This is a genomic window from Fervidobacterium riparium (assembly GCF_025370035.1).
Taxonomy (GTDB): Bacteria; Thermotogota; Thermotogae; order Thermotogales; family Fervidobacteriaceae; genus Fervidobacterium; species Fervidobacterium gondwanense.
On the sequence record NZ_CP009277.1, the window covers coordinates 1 to 22,291 of the forward strand.

Here is a 22,291-nt window from a genome sequence, read left to right on the forward strand (position 1 = left end):
CTTGATTATGCTCAAGTATGCAATTGTATGCTCTGCTTTGCCTGACTTTATATCGTAAATCGAATACGCTATAATTATCTAAGGGGTGGGGTGTATGAAAAGGATTTATATCTCTTTCGATTTCGAAGGACTTGCTGGTATAACAAGCTGGAGCGATGTCGATAAGAGGAGCCCTGATTACAAGAGAAAAGAAATGCTAACTCAATTACGCGCATTTTTAAGTGGGCTTGGTGACTGTGAGATAACGCTTGTAGATTCTCATGCCAGTGGTGACAACATCCCTTGGGAAATAACAGATGAGTTTCCAAATGTAAATCTTGTAAGTGGTGGTATTAGACCTTACTATATGATGTACGGAATTGATAGTTCTTTTGATTTTGCCGTTTTCTTCGGCTATCACGCCGGAATTGGAACGTTGAATGCAAATATGGATCACACTTATTCAAGTTCTTCCATACACAACATATGGATCAACGGAATAGCGATGAACGAAGCTTTAATAAATGCAGCATACGCTGGGCTTTATGGTGTGCCTGTTGGATGTATTGTTGGGGATGACAAAGTTGTTGAGCAAACCAAACCATTGCTGAATAAGACGATTTATATTCAAACCAAGACATCTATTGGACGACACAGCGCTATTATGAAGCCTATGAAGAATCTTCTTCAAGAAATAGAAGAAACAGCAAAGGTACTTTCAAAGAAAGAACGAAGCAACTTTGAGATTTTCACATTCAAATCGCCAGTAGAAATGCTTGTAGAGTTTTCTGACACGCTGAGAGCAGATTTAGTTTCATCAATGCCACTTGTGGAAAGGTTAGATGGCAGAAGAGTAAGAATTATGAATGATGACTACAAGGTAATCTTTGAAGCGCTTCTCGCAATGACGTACATATGTGCTGCTGCTCGAATACTCATTTAACGAAATTATTTGCTAAGACTATACAACTTGGAGGTGTTGTTGAATGCTTAGGAGCCTAAACGACATCATTGAGATGGCAAAGGGCAAGAATAAGGTAATTGCGATCGCTGGTGCTGAAGACAAAGAAGCTATAAAAGCTGTACATGAAGCTAGTGAGCTCGGCGTTTCCGCACTGTTGTTTGGTAAGAAGGAGATTATAGAGAAGAACCTGGCAGAAGTCGGCGCCGATTTTCCAATAATAGACTGCAGAACAGACGAGGAATCTTCAAAAGAAGCTGTGAAAGCTGTTGTCGAAGGAAGAGCGCACATAGTAATGAAAGGGCTCGTAAAGACTTCAACGCTTTTGAAAGCTGTTCTTGACAAAGAATGTGGCTTGAGAACTGATAGGTTGCTCTCACACGTTGCAGTCGTTGAAGTGCCTGGTGTGAATAGGTTGATCTTCATAACCGATGGCGGAATGGTTATTAAACCAACTTTGGAGCAGAAAGTTCAAATCATTGAAAATGCAGTTTCAGTGGCAAAAAAACTTGGATACGAGATGCCGAAAGTCGGGCTCATCGCTGCTGTTGAGACTGTAAACCCAGATATGCCTGAGACACTCGAAGCATCTGTAATTGCGAAGATGAATGAAAGGGGCCAGATTAAGAATTGTAAGATAGATGGGCCTCTCGGAATCGACAACGCTTTGAGTGTCTACGCTGCGGAAGTAAAAGGTGTTAAGGGTGATGTTGCGGGACATGCTGATATATTGGTTGTTCCTGATATACACAGCGGAAACTTCCTCGGAAAATCCGCTGTATATTTTGCAAACGGCAGAATTGCAGGTATAATAGCTGGAGCCAAAGCACCTGTAATCGTCATATCAAGAGCTGATACAAGCGATTCAAAGTTTGCTTCCATAGCTCTTGCTATCGCTCTTTCGTGAACTGATATAATAATCTGATTGATAACCACAGAGTACACGGAGGTGTTTCGATGAAAAAGTTGGCAGTTGTTGCAATAGGTGGTAACGCGGTAAACAGACCTGGTGAAGAAGCTACGGCGGAAAACATGATGAAGAATCTTTCAGAAACGGCGCACTTCTTGGTGTCGATGTTAGATGAATACGATATCGTAATAACTCATGGCAACGGTCCTCAAGTTGGCAATATACTCGTACAACAAGACCTCGCAAAACATGTTATACCACCATTCCCACTTGACGTTAATGATGCGCAAACACAAGGAAGTCTTGGTTACATGATAGCACTGACATTGGGCAACGAGCTTAGGAAAAAGAATATCGAAAGGCAGATTGCTGCAGTAGTAACGCAAATCGTTGTTGACAAGAACGACCCAGGTTTCCAAAAACCAAGTAAGCCGGTGGGACCGTTCTATTCAAAAGAAGAGGCGGAGAAACTCCATCAAGAGAAAGGATGGATAATGAAAGAGGACGCTGGTCGTGGTTGGAGAAGAGTTGTTCCATCTCCAATTCCTCTTGATATAGTAGAGAAAGATGTCATAAAAACGTTGGTCGAAAAAGATGTTATCGTCATCGCAGCTGGTGGCGGAGGTATACCAGTCATTCAAGAAAATGGCGCGCTTAAGGGTGTCGAAGCGGTTATAGACAAAGACAGAGCAAGTGCACTTTTGGCAAAAGAGATCGAAGCGGATATATTGATAATACTTACAGGCGTTGAAAAGGTATGCGTAAACTTCAAAAAGCCAGATCAAAGAGAACTCGACCATCTGACAGTTGAAGAAGCAAAGAAATATCTTGATGAAGGACAGTTCCCATCTGGAAGCATGGGTCCAAAGGTTGAAGCAGCTATCGATTTTGTGACCTCTACAGGTAGAGAATGTCTTATTACCGATATGGCTGTTCTCGATAAGGCTTTGAAAGGTCTTACAGGAACAAGAATAACAAAATAGTATGCTTAAGTAGACATTTTACAACTAAAAGCAGGGCAGGTTAGCACCTCCCTGCTTTTTTGTTTTGTTCATCAAAATACCGTTAATCTCAAATGTAAACATTATGTTAAATTATACTATACTTCAGTATATATCTCATAAATGTCTGAAAATAGCATAAATACTATATTTTCGAACGTATACTCAAATATATGAAAATTGCAATTTGCACACGATTTGTTCTACAATGTAGATAGGTTTTTTCTAATTAGCGGAGCGGAGTTGAGTACAGAAGATATGAATAGGCTGTATAGTGAGCGTCACATCCCGGTTTTGTTGAACGAAGTTGTTGACAACTTAGTGTGGAAGCCGGACGGGGTGTACGTAGATTGTACGGTAGGAGAAGGGGGACACACCCAAGCGATAGCGGAGCGGATAGCAGCAAGTGGTGGTAAAGTTATTGGTTTAGACGTTGATAGCGAAGTGTTGCAGATAGCGGAGCGAAATCTGGAAGCCCACCCGAATGTCCAGCTCTTTAAATTCTCCTACGTTGAATTGCCCGTCTTGCTGAACCTATTGCAAGTCCATAAAGTTGATGGACTTCTTGTTGATTTAGGGGTGTCTACCTACCAGCTTAAAGCAGAAGGTAGAGGTTTTTCGTTTAACCAAGACGAACCTCTCGATATGAGGATGAACCTCGAAAATGACTTGACCGCCTATGATGTTGTTAATACCTACCCGGAAGAAAAATTAGCCGATATTATATATTCATATGGCGAAGAGAATTTTGCGCGCAGGATCGCACGCTCCATTGTGCAGAGTAGGCCTATACATACCACTCGAGAACTTGTTGAAGCGATAAGACGCGCTTTGCCATACAAGGAAATTCATGGTAGAAAAAGGCATTTTGCAACAAAAACATTCCAAGCAATTCGAATAGAAGTGAATAAAGAACTGGAAAATATAACGAAGTTTTTGTCTTTTGCTCCAGACTTTTTGTCACACGGAGGAAAGCTTGCAATAATATCGTTCCATTCACTTGAAGATAGGCTTGTTAAGCATGCGTTTAAGGATGATCCGAGACTAAAACCATTGGGAGATTTCATTGCACCAAGCTTGGAAGAAATATCAGTTAATCCAAGATCCAGGAGTGCAAAACTCAGAATAGCGGAGAGGGTATAGAGGATTATTTCTTAGAAAGCTTTTTGTTTTCTTTTGTTTATTGAGTGTTTAAGATTAAAAAAGAACTTTCAGCGGAGAGGGTGTTTCTGCCATCTTTGTTTTTCGGCAGAGATTTTGGGTACTTAATTAAGGAACATATCAGCGGAGCGAAGGGGGATATGTAGTATGACACTTGTCAGGAGCAAGCGGAGAGAAGAAGCTCTGGAAGGTTTGCGTGAGGAGCGAAGGGTTCTCGTAACTTTCAAACTTGTTTTACCATGGGTTTTACTACTTTCACTTATTGTCGTAACTTATGCTCTAAACGTCAAGACAGCCGAACTTTCGAGGCAGGTTGAGATGTACAGGAAGAACTTAGGCGTTTTAGAAGAACAGACAGAGGCACTTGATGTACAGATCTCGAAATTAATCTTAGGACGTGATGTGGTAAATTGAGCAGACTTCGCTACAAACTCGTATTAGTCTTACTAACAGCATTTATATCGTTCTTAAATCTAAAGGTATATATTAATATCTCGACTAATCAGTATGCCGTTAAGAGCGTTACGCCTGCTCTACGCGGGAGCATTTATGACTCACGTGGCCGATTGTTAGCCACTAGTGAGATAGTGTACACCGCATACCTTGATTTAGATTATCTAAGAAGTTTTGCCGGTAATGGTTTCAAAAAGGATCCGGATTTTGTAAAGATGCTCATGAATTTTGGAATTGCTGAAAAGATTTCCGAACTCGACAGCAGAAAGATCTTGCGCCTTGGAAGTGTCCAAAAAAGGGAAGAGGCTATCAAAAAGATTCCAACCATATATTTAAAATTCGTCTCGATAGAGCCGGAAGAAAGGCGGAACAGTATTTCAGATTTTGGGCTTTCAATGATTATCGGAAAGACAGATCAAAGATATGGAATATCTGGAGTTGAAGCGTACTTTGACAAGATATTGAGACCTGTAAGAAACGGTATAGTCCAGATGAATTACTCAGGTTTCTTGGGTAGAAGAATAAACACTTTGTCCATCGATCCTCAAAATGGAAAGAATGTGCGGATTACAATAGATAGTGGTCTCCAACGCGAACTGTACAAGCTCGCCAGTGATTACAAGGAAAAGAAGAAAGCAACAGAAGTTGGAATACTCATAATGGAAAGTAAGACAGGTAAACTCCGCGTAGCACTCACCACTCAAAGTTGGCCCACATACTACATGGGTTATATAGAACCGGGTTCTACGATAAAACCTATCCTCTTCGCATCAGCTATAGAGCTCGGATTGGTCAGTAGTGATAGTCAGTTCTACTGTCCGGGTTACGTCCAGCCAATTGAAGGTCTTGATCTGAAAATAAAAGACCTCGAAGTGCATAAGGACATTAACCTCTACGATGGTTTAGTCCATTCTTGTAATGTTGCCTCCGTTTTAACGGTTAAGAAGATAGTCGATACGTTTGGTACCGAAAAACTGTACGAAATCCTCTCATCATTCGGCTTTGGAAAAGAAACAGGAATAGAGCTTTCAGGAGAGATACCTGGCAAACTGAATCCACCCGACAAGTGGTACAGAGCTGACTGGGCATTTATTGGTATAGGTCAATCCATAGGTGTTACACCAATTCAGCTGCTCGCAGCTTTTAATACGATCGTAAACGATGGCGAATATGTCCAGCCAACGTTAGACGATGAGAAGGTCCCAAACAAGAAAAGACTCCTTTCGAAAAACACCACTGACATAGTTAAAAATATGCTTTTTGATGTCGTAGAGAAAGGTACAGGTATCAATGCGAGAATTGAGGGAGTCAAGATATTGGGAAAGACGGGAACAGCTCAGAAGAATCAGAAGAAAGACGTTACAGCGATCTTTGTCGGGCAAGTGTATTTAGATATACCCTATACTGTAATGGTATGGGTTGATTCACCGCAGAGCGAAAAGCTAAGCAGTATAGTCGCTGCACCGTTTTTCAAAGATGTGGTACTGAAAATCAAAGAATTTCAGGATAAATATGAGAAGAAAAACATCAGCGATTTTTCCTCTCTTCCGGATATGAAAGGCTGGACACTTAAACATGTAAATGAATTTTTGAAGTCAAGCACAACAACGGACATAGCAGTTCGAATTCATTCGCGTGGCCTATATGTTTCCAACTATACATTATCAACCACGAACGAAGCAACGGTTATCGACCTGTGGTTAACACCCACCCCACCAATAGATTAATAATGACTTCTTGTTCATCAATATCTACGATTTACAAAATAGTTACACAATTTTCACCATGAAAATTCCTTATTTGATAAAATATCCAATGTATATTGCCGTAGATTGCAGGTAAAATAAAGTCCACTAAGGACGCCTGCAGGAGGCACAGAAGGTTGGAACTGCTCAGCACTTCATATAGTGTGGCAGTTTTTGTATCCTTCTGTATGCCTCGAAAAGAGGCATTTTTTATTTCTATGGGAGGTGAAGATGTGCTTAGAAGACCTGAAAAGGAGCAGTTAGTTAGTGAATTGACAGAAGAGTTTAAAGGTGCTTCCTTGGTTCTTTTTACCGATTTCACAGGACTGAGCGTTGCACAGATGACCAAACTTAGAAGAGCTTTAAGAGAGAGGTTCGGAAACGACGCGAGGCTCACAGTTGTAAAGAACACACTTTTGAGAATGGCTCTTAAGGATGCAGAGTACGATGTTGAACACGAAAAAGTATTCTTCGGACCAACAGCTGTACTCTACGTCAAAGCCGGTGACCCCGTTGAAGCTATAAAAGTTTTCTACAACTTCGTAAAAGAGAACAAGGGTACACCTGTCTGCAAGGGATTGTATCTCGAGAAGAAGTTCTTCGCGGGCGAACAGCTTGAAGACCTTTCAAAGCTTCCTTCAAGAGAGCAGCTCCTCGCAATGGTCGTTGGTGGTATCCAAGGTCCAATCAGAGGGCTTGTCAATTCTCTCGCAGGTGTGCTTAGAAGTGTGCTTTACGCTCTTAACGCAATTAAGGAAAAGAAAGAAAATCAGTAAGTGGTAAGAAAAATCAAACCTTAAGGAAGGTTCAAAACTTATAGGAGGTGTATATTATGACATTGGAAGAACTCGTAAAAGCTATTGAGTCTTTGACGGTTGCAGAACTTGCGGAACTCGTTAAGATGCTCGAAGAAAGATTTGGCGTAAGCGCAGCAGCTCCAGTAATGGCAGCAATGCCAGTGGCAGCAGCGGCAGCACCAGCAGCGGCAGTAGAAGAAAAGGATACATTTGACGTTCTCCTCAAGAGCTTCGGTGCAAAGAAAGTCGAAGTCATCAAAGTTGTAAGAGAAATCACAGGACTTGGCCTTAAGGAAGCAAAAGACCTTGTTGAAAAAGCAGGCGCAGCAGATGCATTCATTAAACAGGGTGTAAAGAAGGAAGAAGCAGAAGACATCAAGAAGAAGATTACAGAAGTCGGCGGAGAAGTTGAAATAAAGTAACAGATTTTTCTAAACAAAGAATATTATGTATCAAACCCCGCACAAGACTGTACAGTGCGGGGTTTTTGTGTTTTAATATATAATTGGCATATTATTGACCTCATAATCTGTGATTTCTGCCACAAGTAGTTCAGATATCGCTTAAAAACACAATCCTTGAAATTTGCCGTTCATAAGTAAGGCATTTTTTCTGACGGCTTTTTATTTTTTGAGCAATTCTTTTCCCCCTCAAAATGTAATTGCCAACCACTTACGTATCGACACTAAGGAAGAGGTGATCGTGTTGAAAACCTATCAAGTTGGTAAGAGAACAAGGTATTCCTTCGGCAGGGTAGATGAGATTATTGAAGTCCCCGACCTCGTGGAAATCCAGCACAAATCCTTCAAGGAGCTCTTAGACAAGGGCATTTTGCGCATTCTCAAGAAGTTCAGTCCCATCACATCAGCAAAGACAGAAGGTCGACGCGAAAAAGGTTTTAGTCTCGAATTCGTTGGATTTCGTGTGGGAGAACCACTTCACTCTGTTGAGGAATGTAAACAGAGACTTTTAACATATGTTGCCCCATTCTATGCAACAGTCCGCGTGACAGATCTTTCAACCGGTGAAATGCGTGAAGAGGAAGTTAGTCTCGGTAATTATCCAATCATGACCCAAAACCAAACATTTGTTATAAATGGTGTTGAAAGAGTTGTGGTGAGCCAGCTCGTCAGGAGTCCTGGCGTGTACTTTGTAGAAGAGCCTACAAAGAACATCGGTTCGAAACCAATATATTTAGCTCACTTCTTGCCGGTAAGAGGTGTTTGGCTCGAAATATTACTCAACCTCAACGATGAAACGCTATACGCTCGAATAGATAGAAGAAAGAAACTGAATCTTTTCTTGGTTTTGAAGACCTTAGGTTACCAAAATGACTTGGATATTCTTTCGTTGTTCCCAAGCTACATAGATGTTGAAGATGACTATACTTTAAAACATTCCGAAGGAATAATCATTTTGGAAAATGTTGTTTCCAAATCAGGTGACATCCTTGCGGAAAAAGGTTCTATACTTACCCCTACACTTATAGATGTGTTGCGTGAACATGGAATAGATAAGATAAAAGTTGTTAACAAGTACATTTTTAAGACATATGCGAAACTGAAAGAACGCCTGAAAATGCCGTTAGAGGAAAATATAAGCGAGCTGAGGGCGTATATGGAAATATACAAGGAACTGCGCCCTGGCGAAGTATTCAGATACAATGCAGCCAAGTCTTACTGGAACAACCTTTACTTCAACGATGAGCGCTTTGAGTTGACAGAAGTCGGACGTTATAAGATGAACAAGAAACTTACAAATAGCTACAGAAAGTTCCTTGTAGAAATTGAAAATAGATCCCCGAAGAGCGTTGAGAATATAGAGTACAACGAGAACTCCAATGCCTTGACACCGATGGATATAGTACTCGTTGTAAGAATGCTTCTTGATGTAGAGAAACATCCAGAAACTCTTGATACGAAAGACCATTTGGCAAATAAGAGAGTTAAAGATGTCGGTGAACTGATAGGCTCTGAATTTGAAAGAGCGTTCTCTAAGTCGGTCCACCAGATACAAGAAAAGCTTGCAACTTACACAAGCTTAGATAAGATTTCTATTCCAAGTCTTATAAACCTTAGAAATGTAATCGCTTCTTTGAACAGTTTCTTTGCCACGAATCCGCTGTCTCAGTTCATGGACCAAGTAAACCCGATCGCTGAATTGACACACAAAAGAAGGCTTACGGCTGTTGGTCCTGGCGGTTTGAAGAGAGAAAGGGCGAGGTTCGAAGTTCGTGACGTTCACCACTCGCATTATGGAAGAATGTGTCCGATCGAAACGCCAGAAGGTGGAAATATAGGTCTTATTACATCGCTTTCTGTTTATGCGACAACCGATAAGTTTGGTTTCTTGGTAACACCGTACAGACGCGTTGTGAACGGTAAGATTACAAATGAAGTTGTCTATCTCGCAGCGGACGAAGAAGAAAATTACAAAATTGCATCATCAACAATTGCAAGAAATGATGAAGGCAACATTCTCCAAGAGAGAGTGCCGGTCAGGTACCTCGAAAAGATTGTCTACGTGCATAGAGACGAGGTTGAATTCGTCGATATTTCACCAAAACAAATCGTCAGCGTCACAACTGCTCTTATTCCGTTCCTTGAACACGATGACGCTAACCGTGCCCTTATGGGTTCAAACATGCAAAGGCAGGCTGTTCCTCTCATAAAACCGCAAGCACCTCTCGTAGGAACTGGAATGGAATATCCTGCAGCTATCTACTCAGGACATGTGGTACTGGCGAAAAACGATGGAATAGTTAAAAAAGTCGACGGAAGGAAAATAATTGTCCACAGAACGGATGAAAACGGTAACCCAATGTACGATAGAAACGGTAACCCGGTTATAGATGAGTACACATTGTTGAAGTACGTGAGATCTAACCAAGACACATGCATCAACCAAAAACCTATAGTAGACGCTGGAGAGTTCGTCAAGAAGGGCACGCCGATAGCCGATGGCCCAGCGACAGATAACGGAGAACTTGCACTCGGTAGGAACGTGTTAGTCGCGTTCTTGCCATGGGAAGGCTACAACTTTGAAGACGCTATACTCGTAAGCGAAGAGCTCCTTGAAGACGATGCATTCACATCTGTACACGTTGAAGTTTACGAAACAACGGCACGCGAAACGCGAGTCGGTCCAGAGGAAATAACCTCAGAAATACCCAACGTTTCAAAAGAAAACCTCAGAAATCTCGATGAGAACGGAATAATAAGGATAGGTGCTTACGTTGGTAAGCAGAAATACTTTACATCGCAAGACATCCTTGTTGGTAAAGTAACACCAAAAGGTGAAAGCGACGCAAGTCCTGAAGAAAAGATAATGAGATCCGTCTTCGGTGAAAAAGGTAAAGACGTTAAAGATTCTTCATTGAGAGTCCCACACGGCGTTGAAGGAAGAATCATTGGCGTTCACGTGTTCCATAAGGAAGAAGTTGGAGACTTAGGACCTGGTGTGAATACGCTTGTTAGAGTCTATCTGGCAACTAGGAAACCGCTTGACGTTGGTGATAAGCTCGCAGGTAGGCACGGTAACAAAGGTGTTGTATCGATGATATTACCGAAAGAAGACATGCCGTTCTTACCAGACGGAACTCCGGTCCAAATAGTGCTCAGTCCACTTGGCGTTCCATCACGTATGAACATCGGTCAGGTGCTTGAGACATCTCTCGGTTGGCTTGCCAAGTTGACGAACAGGCACTTCGCGACGCCAGTGTTTGACGGTGCAAAAGAAGATCAAATTTTGCCTGAACTGTACAAAGTAAGGGAACAGCTCAACTTGCACCATGGTGATGATCCAGCAAATCCTACGGGTAAGGTGATTTTGAGAGATGGAAGGACGGGTAAAGAATTCGATTCACCTGTGCTCGTCGGCTATATGTACATTATGAAGCTCATACACATAGCAAGAGACAAGATACACGCACGCGCAACAGGTCCATACTCACTTATTCACCAACAACCACTCGGTGGTAAGGCTCAATTCGGTGGTCAAAGGTTCGGTGAAATGGAAGTTTGGGCACTTGAAGCTTACGGAGCATCCTACACGCTGAATGAAATGCTCACGGTAAAAAGTGATGATATCAGAGGTCGTACAGAAGTTTACAAGGCAATCATGAAAGGCAAGAACTTGCCAGAACCAGGATTGCCAGAAAGCTTCAAAGTTCTTGTCAGAGAATTGAAAGGTCTTGCTTTGGATGTGCGTGTCTACGATGAGCATGGAAATGAAATAGATGTCGAAAAGCTATAATATATTGTTCAAAACACGAGTCTTTTAAAAGGCGCTTGTAAATAGTAACTTCTTAATCGGAAAGCGAACCGTTTAACTTTTTTACCCGACGTTAAGAGGAGGGAAAATGAATGAGTTCTTCTTTTAAGAGAAAAATCGCAAAAGTGAAAGTTTCCGTAGCATCGCCCGATGTTGTCAGGATATGGTCAAGCGGAGAAGTTAAGAAAGCCGAGACGATCAATTACCGTACCTTTAAGCCAGAAAAAGAAGGTTTGTTCTGTGAAAGGATATTCGGACCTGTAAAAGACTACGAATGTGCTTGTGGAAAGTACAGCGGAAAGAAGTACGAAGGTACGGTTTGTGAAAAGTGTGGTGTAAGGGTCGAGTCAAAAGAAGCAAGAAGGAGAAGATTCGGTCATATAGAGCTTGCTGCACCTGTTACACACGTTTGGTATCTTAAAAACACCCCAAGTGTCATAGCGACACTTTTGGATATGACCGTAAAAGATATTGAAAACATAGTCTACTTTGGCAGCAGGCGTGTGAATGAAAGGGTCGTCATCGTAACCGATCCAAAAAATACGTTATTTGTCAAAGGTTCCATACTGAACCAAACGGAATACGAAATATATGCTAAAAAGTGGGATTTTGAAGTCTCGCCAGCATATATTGTCAAAGAACCAAGGACACCGCTTATCTCTGATATAGACGGGGAAGTCCACCTCAAGCACGTAAGAACGCACACAGACAGGGATTTAACTTGGATCACAGTCAAGAACGTTATGCGAACTGAACTCAGGCTTTACACTGGTATGGAATTGAAAGTAAAAGACGGGGATTTTGTAAACCAAGGTGACGAGATAGTTCCAGAAAAGCACGTTAACGCAATATTTGCACCATTCGACGGAACAGTTGAAGTGGATCAGTTCTCAGAAAGTGTAACGATTAATCCTTTGCCAACGAGTAAGAATACACCAATAACGTTCTCTTTACCTTATGGCGTAAGAGCTCTTGTCAAAAACGGAGATAAGGTAAAGAAAGGGCAGCAATTGACAACGGAAACGATACTGCCAAGGTTGATAGCACCTGTTTCCGGTACTATTAGATACAGTAAGCAACTCAATTTGAGGCCACTGGAAAATGGCTCGTATGAAGTTATAACCACTGGTGAGCTGTACATAGAAAACGTTCAGCATACAAAGACCTATCCCGTCTTTGAAGGTGCTCTTGTCTACGTACAAGACGGTGAAACAGTAAGAGCTGGCGATGTACTGGCTGATAGATTCTTATTTGAAGATGAAAAATTAACGGCAGAGGAGTACAAGCTTTTCAGCCAGCACTACCATGGAATGTTCGTTGTTGAAGAGCAAATCGAAAACGATAAACCAATAATGGTAATTACACAAATAGACTCAGACGTTGCACAAGAAACAGGATTAACGAAAGGGCAGATAATTACTCAACAGGACTACGAAGCATACAGCATGATATACCCTGGGAAGATAGAAGCAGAGACAGGTGCTGCCGCAATTAAGAAATTACTCCAACAGCTCGATCTCGAAGTGATGAAGGCAGAGATAGAGAACGAACTCAACAACATACCAAAGAGCAGTGTTAGGGCTAAGAAGTTATTGAAGAAATTGAAGATAGTGAAGGATCTTATCGACAGTGAAACGAAACCTGAATGGATGGTCCTCGAAGTCTTGCCAGTCGTTCCACCGGAAATCCGTCCGATGATTCAGATCGACGGTGGAAGGTTTGCAACGACTGACCTAAATGACCTTTACAGAAGAGTACTGATGAGAAACAACAGGCTCAGTAGATTGTATGAAATGAACGCACCTGAAGTTATAGTAAGAAACGAAAAGCGTATGCTTCAAGAAGCTGTCGATAATTTGATCTTCAATGGAAAGATAGGTAAGGCTTACGCAGATAGAAATGGCAGACCTTTAAAATCGCTCACAGACTTGATAAGAGGTAAGAAAGGTAGATTCAGAAGAAATCTCTTAGGTAAGCGTGTCGACTACTCCGGACGTGCTGTCATAGTCGTCGGTCCGCACCTCAAGATACATGAGTGTGGTTTGCCAAAGAAGATGGCACTCGAGCTCTTTGAGCCATTTGTGATCGCAGAACTTTCAAAAGAAGAAAACGTTGAAGCAACACAGACAAAAGTCAAGAAATACAGAAAAGAGCTCCAAAGAGAAGACCCGAAGGCTTGGGAAAAGCTCGAAAAAGTTATCCAAGGTAAGGTCGTCCTTCTCAACCGTGCTCCAACACTTCATAGAATGTCAATACAAGCCTTCGAACCGAAATTAATTGAAGGCAATGCTATACAGCTGCATCCGCTTGTATGTCCACCGTTTAACGCAGACTTCGATGGTGACCAGATGGCAGTCCACCTACCACTTTCACCTGCTGCACAAGCGGAAGCAAGGTTATTGATGCTTTCAAGGTACAACATAATCTCTCCAGCGCACGGAAAACCGATATCGATGCCAGGTAAGGATATCGTAGCTGGTGTTTACTACTTAACGATGGTCGGAAAAGACTACGACAAAATTCAACCAGAAGAGATCAAATGGAAATTCGCAAGCTCCGAAGAAGCGGAAATAGCTTATGAATTTGGATATATAAAACTACACGAACCTTTACTAATTAACATCGATGGCAAAGTAATAAAAACAACGTTTGGAAGGGTCATATTCAACGCCATATTGCCAGAAGAACTCAGAGACTACAACAAGACGATTGGTAAGAACGGAATCAAGGATGTCGTGTACAAAACATTCAAAACGCACGGAATCGATAGAACAGCGGACTTGCTCGATGACATAAAAACTCTTGGTTTCCACTACGCAACAGTATCCGGTCTTACTATAAGTTTGAAAGACTTCTTGATTTCGCCTAAGAAAGACGAAATAATAGGCGAAGCTATGAAGAAGATAGAAGAAATAGAAAGGCTCTACGAAGAAGGTCTTCTTAGCGATGATGAAAGATACAAGGAAACGATCAAGATTTGGACGAAGACTACGGATCTTGTCCAGGAAGAAACATACAAATACCTCGGTGAGAATCCGTTCAACCCAGTATACATAATGGTCGATTCTGGAGCAAGAGGTAACAAAGACCAGCTTAAGCAGCTTTCAGGTATGCGCGGTCTTATGGCTGACCCATCAGGAAGAACGATCGAGATTCCAATTATCTCTAACTTCCGCGAAGGATTGTCAGTTCTTGAGTTCTTCATCAGTACGCACGGTGCAAGAAAGGGATCCGCAGACACGGCATTGAGGACAAGTTCTGCAGGATATCTTACAAGAAGGCTCGTGGATGTTGTTCAAAGTGTCGTCGTCTCACAACCTGACTGTGGTACTCACGAAGGCGTTAGAGCTTCCAAGATGAAGAGCTCTGACAACTTCGTAGTTGAAAAGATCGAAGACTTCATATTCGGCAGATTACTCGCAAAACCTGTTTATGATCCAGGTACGGGTGACGTACTCGTTAATCCTGAAACAGGAAAAGTGTATGTCAAAGATACTGTTATCTATGATGAAGATGCTAAGTTCCTTTCAAATTACAAGAAGCGCGTGCCAGTTGCTGAAGAAAGAATCTTAGATTTGACAAAGGTAGAATTGCCTGAGGTATATGCTGAGCTCGCAGAAGATGTCGATCTGGGTTCTGAAACGTTAGTTAGCGAAACAGAAATTGACTGGGAAGTAATAAAGAAACTTAGAGAAGCGAATGTAAAATCCGTAAAGATAAGACTCTATCCAATCGTTGGAAACGTCGTTGCAGAAGAAATCATATGGGATAAAGATAGAAAGAGACAATTAGCTGTTGAAGAGGAACAAATCGATTCGAACCTTGCAAAATTGCTCGCAGAAAACAACATCGAAAGCATAGTTGTTAGGCCGGAGATATACGTCAGGTCACCACTTACATGTGAGTCAGAGCATGGCATTTGTGCTAAGTGTTACGGATTGGACCTTTCAAACCACAAAGTTGTGAACGTTGGCGAATCAGTAGGTATCATCGCTGCACAATCAATCGGTGAACCAGGTACACAGCTCACAATGAGAACTTTCCACACTGGTGGTATCGCAACAACAGCAGACATCACGCAAGGTTTGCCAAGGGTCGAAGAGCTATTCGAAGCTCGAAAGAAGACAAAGGATCCAGAAGGTATATTCTCCAAAGTAAAAGGTACAGTTGTCGACATCTCTCAAGACGAACCAAAGAAGATATACGTACAAGACGAACTTGGATCCATACATGAATACGTTGTACCTTCAAGAGTGAGAATTAACGTAACCGTTGGGCAAAAAGTTCTCCCTGGTCAGTCACTTACAAGCGGCTCACTCAAGGTGAGAAGGATACTTGAAGAACTTGGTGTTGAAGACACAGCAACGTATCTGCTTAAAGAAATCAAGAAGGTTTACGTACAACAAGGTGTCGATATTCACGACAAACACTTTGAGCTTATAATCAAACAGATGCTCAACAAGGTCGAAGTCATCGAGTCCGGTGACACCGACTTCTTGCCAGGTGATCTTGTGCCAATCGCTCTGATCAACAAAGTGAACAAGGAAATCATGGAAAACAACGCAAAGATAGAGCTTAACAGAAAGAGACTCATTGGAAAAACTATAGCAAGGCACATATTAATAAAGAACGAAGAAGGCATTGTCGAAGAAATAGCCAAAGAAGGCGATGAGGTGACGGAAGAACTGCTCGAAAAACTCATCAACTTCGGAGTAAAAGAGGTTGTTGTACTAAACCATGACAAAGAGAAAGAAGTATACCAGATACTTCCAAAAGAAACAGCAAAATACAGAAGGAAATTGCTCAGAATCACACAAGCATCGCTTGAATACGAAGGCTGGCTGAGTGCGGCAAGTTTCCAGCAGACACAACAGGTCCTTACCGATGCGGCAATCAAAGGTGCGTTAGACACGCTAAGAGGTCTCAAAGAAAACGTCATCGTAGGACAGCTGATACCAGCAGGTACAGGATTTGAAATCTTCGCAAACGTCCAGTATGAGGAAACACCAAGACATGCAAAAGAAGAAAAGGAAAAATTAGCATGATTGACACAACAACTTTCGAAGAAATTTTAGAGCAAAAAATTAAAATTAAGCGGTACCCAGCAGGGTACCGCTTTTGCTCATTTTCTATAAATTACAAAAGAAGTTGGCGTTTCCCATAGTCTTATTTCTGAGAGTTTGTACCTTTCATTGCTCAGATGTGGTTCAAGCTTTTTCCATATCCACTCAGCAATATTCTCGGCACTTGGCTGAGGGATTATCTCATTTATGTACGCATGGTCAAGATAGTTCAGCACTTCTCTCTTAACAATTTCCTTAAGCTCGACAAAATCAATTACCATACCCTCTCTGTCTTTTTCACCACACACCATGATTTGAAGTTTGTAAGTATGCCCATGCAATTTCTCACATTTTCCGTGATACTCAACTAAATTATGTGCAGCATCGAAAGTGAATTCTTTAACCACGCACAACATAATGTCCATTCCACCCTTTCATTATGTTCGTATCGAACTCGAACGGGAATTTAACAGGTGCATTCTCAAGTGCCGATTTGTAAATTGCGAGGACTATCTCTACTGCCTTTCTTCCTTCTCTTCCCGGTATTTTCGGTTCCCTATTGTATACAATAGACTCGTAGAAGTCTCTGTAAAGCGGAACGTGTCCTGAACCGTAAACTGTGTCTGGATCGGGTAGTTCCATAAAAGGATGAGAATTTTCATCTGGGAATTTCCAGACTTGTATTCTATTTACAGCGAGCCCGCCTATAACAACGGTACCGTACTCGCCAAAGATAGACAACGTCTCTTCAAGATTGCGCGGGTAGATTGTCGATGTTCCTTCTATGATTCCAACACTGCCATTTTTGAACTTTATGATAGCACCGCCGAAGTCTTCAGCTTCAATGTACGGGTGCTGGAAGTTGCGAATAACACCGTAGACCTCTTCAATTTCACCACCGAGCATCCATTGTAGAAGGTCGATGTTGTGTGTGCATTGATTCATCAGAGAACCGCCATCAAGTTGCCAAGTCCCCCTCCAGTTAGCCTGTTCATAATAATTCTTATCTCTATTCCAGCGTATATTTGCAATACCATAGTTTATCTTCCCAAAAGACCCATTTTCGACCTTTTTCCTCAACTCTTGTATCGGAGGGTTAAACCTATTCTGGAAACACACTCCTAACTTCACATTCTTATTCTGTGCAGTTTCTATCATCTCATCGATGTGCTTTGTCGACAAAGCCATAGGTTTCTCTACAAGTACGTTTATTCCTTTTTTGAGGAACTCCATCGAAATCTCGTAGTGATAACCGCTCTCCGTTGCTATCGCGACAAAATCTATCTCTTCATTATCTAATATCTTTGTATAATCGGTGTATATTCTTGGTTCGTATCCGAGAACATTCTTAACCTTCTCAGCGCACGCTTGCGCTTTTTCGGGTACGATATCACAAAAAGCAACAGCCTCAATGATATCAGCATTTTTCACTATCGCTTCGACATGTTTCGAAGAACCTATCCTTCCGCATCCTATAAGCGCCATCTTTAGCTTTCTCATTACTCCACCTTCCTCCAGTGCATACTCTCAGTGCATCTTTTCACGTTTTTTCATTCACTGAATGAATTGATTAACTAAATTATACCACAAAAGGCGGAGCGTTCAATATTCCAAACTTTGCTTTGAATAGCTCCGCCTTCGATAATTTGTCGATTTTTATTATCTTATCGGTCTTTTTTCTGGAATTCCAACCTTCCTTGGGTATTTCTCCGGAGTCTTATCAAATTTTTCAAACACAATTAGGAATCTGTCCTTACCTTTTATAGTATATTTTCTCACTTCCGAGAGCTTGACGCCAAGTTCCTTCATTGCGTTCACAGATTGACCGAGTTCTTCCGTATACCCTGGACCTTTGTACAGCAATATCTTTCCACCGACTTTTACATACGGAGCTGTTAATTCAAGTACCGTTGCTATTTTCGAGACAGCCCTCGAAACCGCGCTGTCAAAATATTCTCTGTACGGTCCTTTGTCCTTTAGTTCCTCAGCTCTTATGCACAAGAACTCCAAGTTCTCTATCTTTAGTTCTTCACATTTATTCTTTACGTATTCTATTTTCTTGCAGACACTATCTATCAAAAAGCCGGATGCTCCGAATTCTATGGCCAAAAATACACCGGGCACCCCACCACCAGTGCCAACGTCTATGAACTTCTGTCCCAAGTCCTCCGCCTTCATGGGAAGTGTTGAATCTATGTAGAGAAAATGATAAGCCTCTTCAAAATTATCGTACCCAACAAGATTTATTGGCGAACTAATCAATGTTTCTATGTACCGTTTTACAAGCTCCTGCTTTTCCATCGAGGACCACCTTAAAGTAGAATTTCATAACGTCAACGGGAACCCTTGAACGAGAAATAGGCTCTGTGAGCCATCTATAAAACCATTCAAGTCTCATCTTCTGAAAAAAGACTGGTGCACGTTTTTTAACACCAGCAATGACATCAAAGCTTCCGCCAACACCCATTGCCAACTTAAAGGGTAGATGCATGTGCTGTGCAATCCACAATTCTTGCCTCGGTGCCCCCATACCGACGAAGAGCAAGTCTGGCTTCAACTTTTGTATTTCTTTGGCTGGTGTTTGGTCTTCAAAATATCCGTGGTGATATCCTACGATCTTAACTCCGCGCTTTTTTAATATGTCAGCAGCTTTTTTCACAACGTCAGGCTTTGCACCCAGAAGATAAACGGTCCAGTTCCTCTTAACAGCCTCATCGCAAAGGTAATCCATTGTATCTATTCCAGGAATCCTATCACTTTTTATATTGCAGTGTTTCTTAATAGCCCAAACTATTCCAGCACCGTCTGGTAAATGGAAGTCCGCTTTTCTTAAGGCTTTCATGTAATCTGGAATCTGCTCGGCTCTCAAGAATATCTGGCTGTTCAGTGTGACTATGAAGAGCTTTTTACCATTCTCAATTTGTTCAATAAGGTAGTTCCTGACTTCATCAGCTTTTCCACAAAGTATGGGATAGTTGTAGAACTTAATCTCTGTCAAGTTTTCACCACCGCTTATCTATGAAATACTGTAATTTCACAGTTTTTTTAGCCTTTAATACCAGTCTAAGTTATTTTACCATAAATTGTGAATGATTAAAAGAAAAAATAAAAAAGGAGATCAGTTTGTACTGACAGAAAATGAAGCCCCGCAAGCCAATCTCCTTTAGAGGATTGGTAAGGGGCTTAATTAATGAGCAATACCTTTGGTATAATTCTTGTAGAAGGTGAGAACAAGGAATGTCGGAATGCCATGTTAGAACATACAAGTTGGCTGTTCCGTCTGAGCTAAATGCCATCTGTGAAAGACTAAACAAAGAAGCAGCAAGAATATACAACAAAACCATGTCGTTAATCAGAAAAGTTAAAAATAAAAAAGGCTTTTGGCTTTCAGAAGGCACTGTTCAAAAGTATATCCTTAGATGGTACGAAGGCATCGATATGCATACTCACTCAAAGCAAGCTATAATGCAAAGGTATTTCCAAGCTTTGAGGAGCTATTTTGCAAACATCAAATCAAATCCAAATGCTAAACCACCTTACAAACGAAGAAGATACGTTCCATTCGTTTGGAAGTCGACAGCAATCAAGCTATTAGAAGATGGAACACTCAGACTGTCTATGGGCGGGAAAGCTGAGCCATTGGAGATTAAAACAAACCTGTTGCCAAGCACAATTATCAAACAAGCAACGCTTGTGTACGATTCTTGTAGGTATTATCTCCACCTTGCGATAGAGGTGGAGAAGCAAGAGCAGGCAGGCTCGAAGGTAATGGCTGTAGACCTTGGAGTACTCCGTCCCATCACAACTTTCGATGGTGAGCAAGTTGTTATCTACAGCGGTGGTGCACTTAACAGTGTTCTGAGATATCGCAACAAAGAATATGCCAAATTTCAGCAGATGCTCAGTAAATGCAAAGAAGGTTCGAAACGATACAAGAAACTCAACAGAGCTAAAAGGAATATGCTCAGAAAGACAAGCAACCAAATAAAAGACATCATGCACAAAATCACGAGCCATTTCATAGGGATGTGTCTTAAGAAAAACGTTGGAACTATCGTACTTGGCGAATTAACAAATATACGTGAGAATGTAGAAGGAAACGACAATGCGAGGCAAAAGATTCACCAGTGGCAGTTTAGGAAACTAACGCAGATGATTGAGCATAAAGCTGAGTTATTTGGCATCTCAGTTATCAAAATCTCAGAAGCATACACAAGCAAGACATGTCCAGTTTGCGGAACACAGAATAAGCCAAATGGAAGAAACTACAGATGTCAATCTTGTGGCTTTGAATACCATCGGGACGGAGTAGGAGCGATAAATATCTACAAAAGGTATCTGGGAGACATCCCAGTAGTTGAGAGATTGGCCTCCTCCGTGGGTGTAAGATACAATCCACACCTACGTGGCCATGAGTTTAACACGAGCCCATGGAGGGTAGCCATGAGCTACTAAGAATCCCATCCCCTTCAGGGGATTGGGAGTGGGTCAACTCCTGCGCTTGTTCCTCAACTGGTGCCGAGGGCGGGATTTGAACCCGCACGGGAAACCCCACATGATCCTGAGTCATGCGCGTCTGCCAATTCCGCCACCTCGGCATAACCATCGGCATAATCAAAATCTGATTTTTGCACAAGTATTATATCACGAATATCGTTATTTTCAAGTCTTGAATGTATTAACAGCTATAACGTTGTTGATAGCTCTCTAAGGTTCGAGAAGCCCGACAATTATTTTAAAATTCCCTCCATAGTACTGACCTTCTAAGTAAAGTTTGTCTCTCATTTTCATGCCTGGTGGGTCTGGAACATAGAACCTCAACACTGCAAATATACCTTTTGAAATGTCTTGAAATTGAGTAAAATCCGTTAAATAACCAATCTGAGCGAAGATTTGTTTTGTAGTAAAGCCAATAACCGGACCGTAGATGACTGAAAAGTCATTAGCGGAAATGTTGTAAGTTCCAAAGATGAATGGACCTACTTTAAACCCGACTTCTGTGCTGAAGTAAACACCGCCTATGATATTCCATGAGTTATTTATTAGGTAGTCAGCATTTAGCGAAAATGTCTCGTCTTCAATTCCGATCCGAAGTGTCCAGCTGTTTGCCGTTCCGTACACAAAACCTGCACCAAAATTGAAGTATCCAAAACTTAGCGAAGATAGAAGTATTGCGATAAGTAGTGATATAATCTTGAAGTTTCTTACAGCTTTCAATGTTCATCCCCCCGTCAACATCAATTATGCTCCACTTAATTGCTCACGTCGAATTTTGGAAATTCCATAGTTATCTTTTCATCGCTTTTGTCGTTGACTATTTCTATCTTTTTCGGTAGAGATCTTTCTATGTAAAGTTTCACGGTTATGGGCTGGACTCCGAACCTCGCAAGGACTGCAGCGTTCTTCGGCTTGAATTCAATATGTCCTTCCTTTTGCATTGTTTCGAACAGAGGTGATGACAAGAAATCGGTAATTGATGTTAAGAGATCCCCAACTTGCTGTGAACTGAGCGATGCATCTCTCAGCTCTTCAGTCGAAGAGAATTTCTTGTATGAGTACGTGACCTTTTTCGATATGATGTCATAGTTAATTACTATGTCTTCAAATACTTTTGGGCTTTTGATATAAAATGTGAAAATCTCAAGATTTTTCACCTTCAAATCGAAGGTGATTTCAATTTTCTTCCTTTGTTGTCCGTCCTGCACATCAAATGTCAGAATAGTTGAAATGAAGTAGTTTCTGCTACCGGATATTTTCTCTATAAAATCGTAAACACTTATGGATAAATCATTCACAGAACTTTTGGAATTCGTTTGTGCAAAAGCAAACTCAACCATTACGAGAAAAGTTATTGAGATGATAAGAATAGTCACTGTCCTGATGAATTTGATACACATCGCCTAATTAACACCGCCTTATTAATCTACTTTCAGTATGCTTCTTGCACTG

17 protein-coding genes and 1 tRNA gene are annotated in these 22,291 nt (G+C 41.4%); 11 read left to right on the top strand and 7 right to left on the bottom strand.

The window, feature by feature from the left end; genetic code table 11:
* Positions 1–94: 94 nt before the first annotated feature.
* The 10 genes from IB67_RS00005 (at position 95) to IB67_RS00050 (ending at position 16,324) form a co-directional block, all read left to right on the top strand.
* On the top strand, positions 95–922 hold the full coding sequence (locus IB67_RS00005; protein ID WP_072757429.1) for a M55 family metallopeptidase: 828 nt from the start codon (positions 95–97) through the stop codon (positions 920–922).
* 43 nt (positions 923–965) lie between these two features.
* Positions 966–1,847 (top strand): bifunctional enoyl-CoA hydratase/phosphate acetyltransferase, encoded by an 882-nt coding sequence (locus tag IB67_RS00010; RefSeq protein ID WP_072757431.1) that lies wholly within the window; start codon positions 966–968, stop codon positions 1,845–1,847.
* Between the two features lie 50 nt (positions 1,848–1,897).
* Positions 1,898–2,833, top strand: coding sequence for a carbamate kinase (arcC, locus tag IB67_RS00015; protein ID WP_072757433.1), 936 nt, complete (start codon positions 1,898–1,900; stop codon positions 2,831–2,833).
* A 276-nt stretch (positions 2,834–3,109) separates the two neighbouring features.
* Positions 3,110–3,994, top strand: coding sequence for a 16S rRNA (cytosine(1402)-N(4))-methyltransferase RsmH (gene rsmH / locus IB67_RS00020; protein ID WP_072757435.1), 885 nt, complete (start codon positions 3,110–3,112; stop codon positions 3,992–3,994).
* A gap of 165 nt (positions 3,995–4,159) precedes the next feature.
* Entirely contained in the window at positions 4,160–4,426 is a 267-nt protein-coding gene (locus IB67_RS00025; protein ID WP_072757437.1) for a hypothetical protein, read from the top strand.
* Positions 4,423–6,192 (top strand): peptidoglycan D,D-transpeptidase FtsI family protein, encoded by a 1,770-nt coding sequence (locus IB67_RS00030; RefSeq protein ID WP_339745218.1) that lies wholly within the window; start codon positions 4,423–4,425, stop codon positions 6,190–6,192. The genes IB67_RS00025 and IB67_RS00030 overlap by 4 nt, the downstream gene beginning before the upstream one ends.
* Positions 6,193–6,443: 251 nt before the next feature.
* On the top strand, positions 6,444–6,986 hold the full coding sequence (rplJ, locus tag IB67_RS00035; RefSeq protein WP_072757865.1) for a 50S ribosomal protein L10: 543 nt from the start codon (positions 6,444–6,446) through the stop codon (positions 6,984–6,986).
* A gap of 56 nt (positions 6,987–7,042) precedes the next feature.
* Complete coding sequence (rplL, locus tag IB67_RS00040) at positions 7,043–7,429, top strand: 50S ribosomal protein L7/L12 (protein ID WP_072757441.1); 387 nt, start codon at positions 7,043–7,045, stop codon at positions 7,427–7,429.
* 283 nt (positions 7,430–7,712) lie between these two features.
* The gene (rpoB, locus tag IB67_RS00045; protein ID WP_072757443.1) at positions 7,713–11,261 is read left to right on the top strand and encodes a DNA-directed RNA polymerase subunit beta; all 3,549 of its coding nucleotides are present in this window, start codon (positions 7,713–7,715) and stop codon (positions 11,259–11,261) included.
* 110 nt (positions 11,262–11,371) lie between these two features.
* Positions 11,372–16,324 carry a DNA-directed RNA polymerase subunit beta' gene (locus IB67_RS00050; protein ID WP_498875320.1) on the top strand — a complete coding sequence of 1,651 codons (4,953 nt, stop codon included), beginning with the start codon at positions 11,372–11,374 and terminating at the stop codon, positions 16,322–16,324.
* 77 nt (positions 16,325–16,401) lie between these two features.
* Here the strand turns inward: IB67_RS00050 and queD are convergent, their stop codons facing one another.
* The 4 genes from queD to IB67_RS00070 all read right to left on the bottom strand — a co-directional run bounded on the left by queD (position 16,402) and on the right by IB67_RS00070 (position 19,340).
* Positions 16,402–16,758, bottom strand: coding sequence for a 6-carboxytetrahydropterin synthase QueD (gene queD / locus IB67_RS00055; RefSeq protein ID WP_072757447.1), 357 nt, complete (start codon positions 16,756–16,758; stop codon positions 16,402–16,404).
* On the bottom strand, positions 16,742–17,842 hold the full coding sequence (locus IB67_RS00060) for a Gfo/Idh/MocA family protein (protein ID WP_072757449.1): 1,101 nt from the start codon (positions 17,840–17,842) through the stop codon (positions 16,742–16,744). Before IB67_RS00060 ends, queD begins: the two co-directional genes overlap by 17 nt.
* A gap of 159 nt (positions 17,843–18,001) precedes the next feature.
* Entirely contained in the window at positions 18,002–18,643 is a 642-nt protein-coding gene (gene rsmG / locus IB67_RS00065; RefSeq protein WP_072757451.1) for a 16S rRNA (guanine(527)-N(7))-methyltransferase RsmG, read from the bottom strand.
* A complete protein-coding gene (locus tag IB67_RS00070; protein WP_072757453.1) occupies positions 18,597–19,340 on the bottom strand; it encodes a WecB/TagA/CpsF family glycosyltransferase in 744 nt (247 codons plus the stop codon). The genes rsmG and IB67_RS00070 overlap by 47 nt, the downstream gene beginning before the upstream one ends.
* A 239-nt stretch (positions 19,341–19,579) precedes the next feature.
* Here IB67_RS00070 and IB67_RS00075 point away from each other — a divergent pair, with 239 nt between their 5' ends.
* On the top strand, positions 19,580–20,797 hold the full coding sequence (locus IB67_RS00075) for an RNA-guided endonuclease InsQ/TnpB family protein (RefSeq protein ID WP_072757455.1): 1,218 nt from the start codon (positions 19,580–19,582) through the stop codon (positions 20,795–20,797).
* A gap of 58 nt (positions 20,798–20,855) precedes the next feature.
* Here the strand turns inward: IB67_RS00075 and IB67_RS00080 are convergent.
* The 3 genes from IB67_RS00080 to IB67_RS00090 all read right to left on the bottom strand — a co-directional run bounded on the left by IB67_RS00080 (position 20,856) and on the right by IB67_RS00090 (position 22,239).
* A tRNA-Leu gene (locus IB67_RS00080) sits at positions 20,856–20,940 on the bottom strand.
* A gap of 109 nt (positions 20,941–21,049) precedes the next feature.
* A complete protein-coding gene (locus tag IB67_RS00085) occupies positions 21,050–21,559 on the bottom strand; it encodes a hypothetical protein (RefSeq protein ID WP_072757457.1) in 510 nt (169 codons plus the stop codon).
* Between the two features lie 35 nt (positions 21,560–21,594).
* Positions 21,595–22,239 carry a hypothetical protein gene (locus IB67_RS00090; protein WP_072757459.1) on the bottom strand — a complete coding sequence of 215 codons (645 nt, stop codon included), beginning with the start codon at positions 22,237–22,239 and terminating at the stop codon, positions 21,595–21,597.
* Between the last annotated feature and the right edge of the window lie 52 nt (positions 22,240–22,291).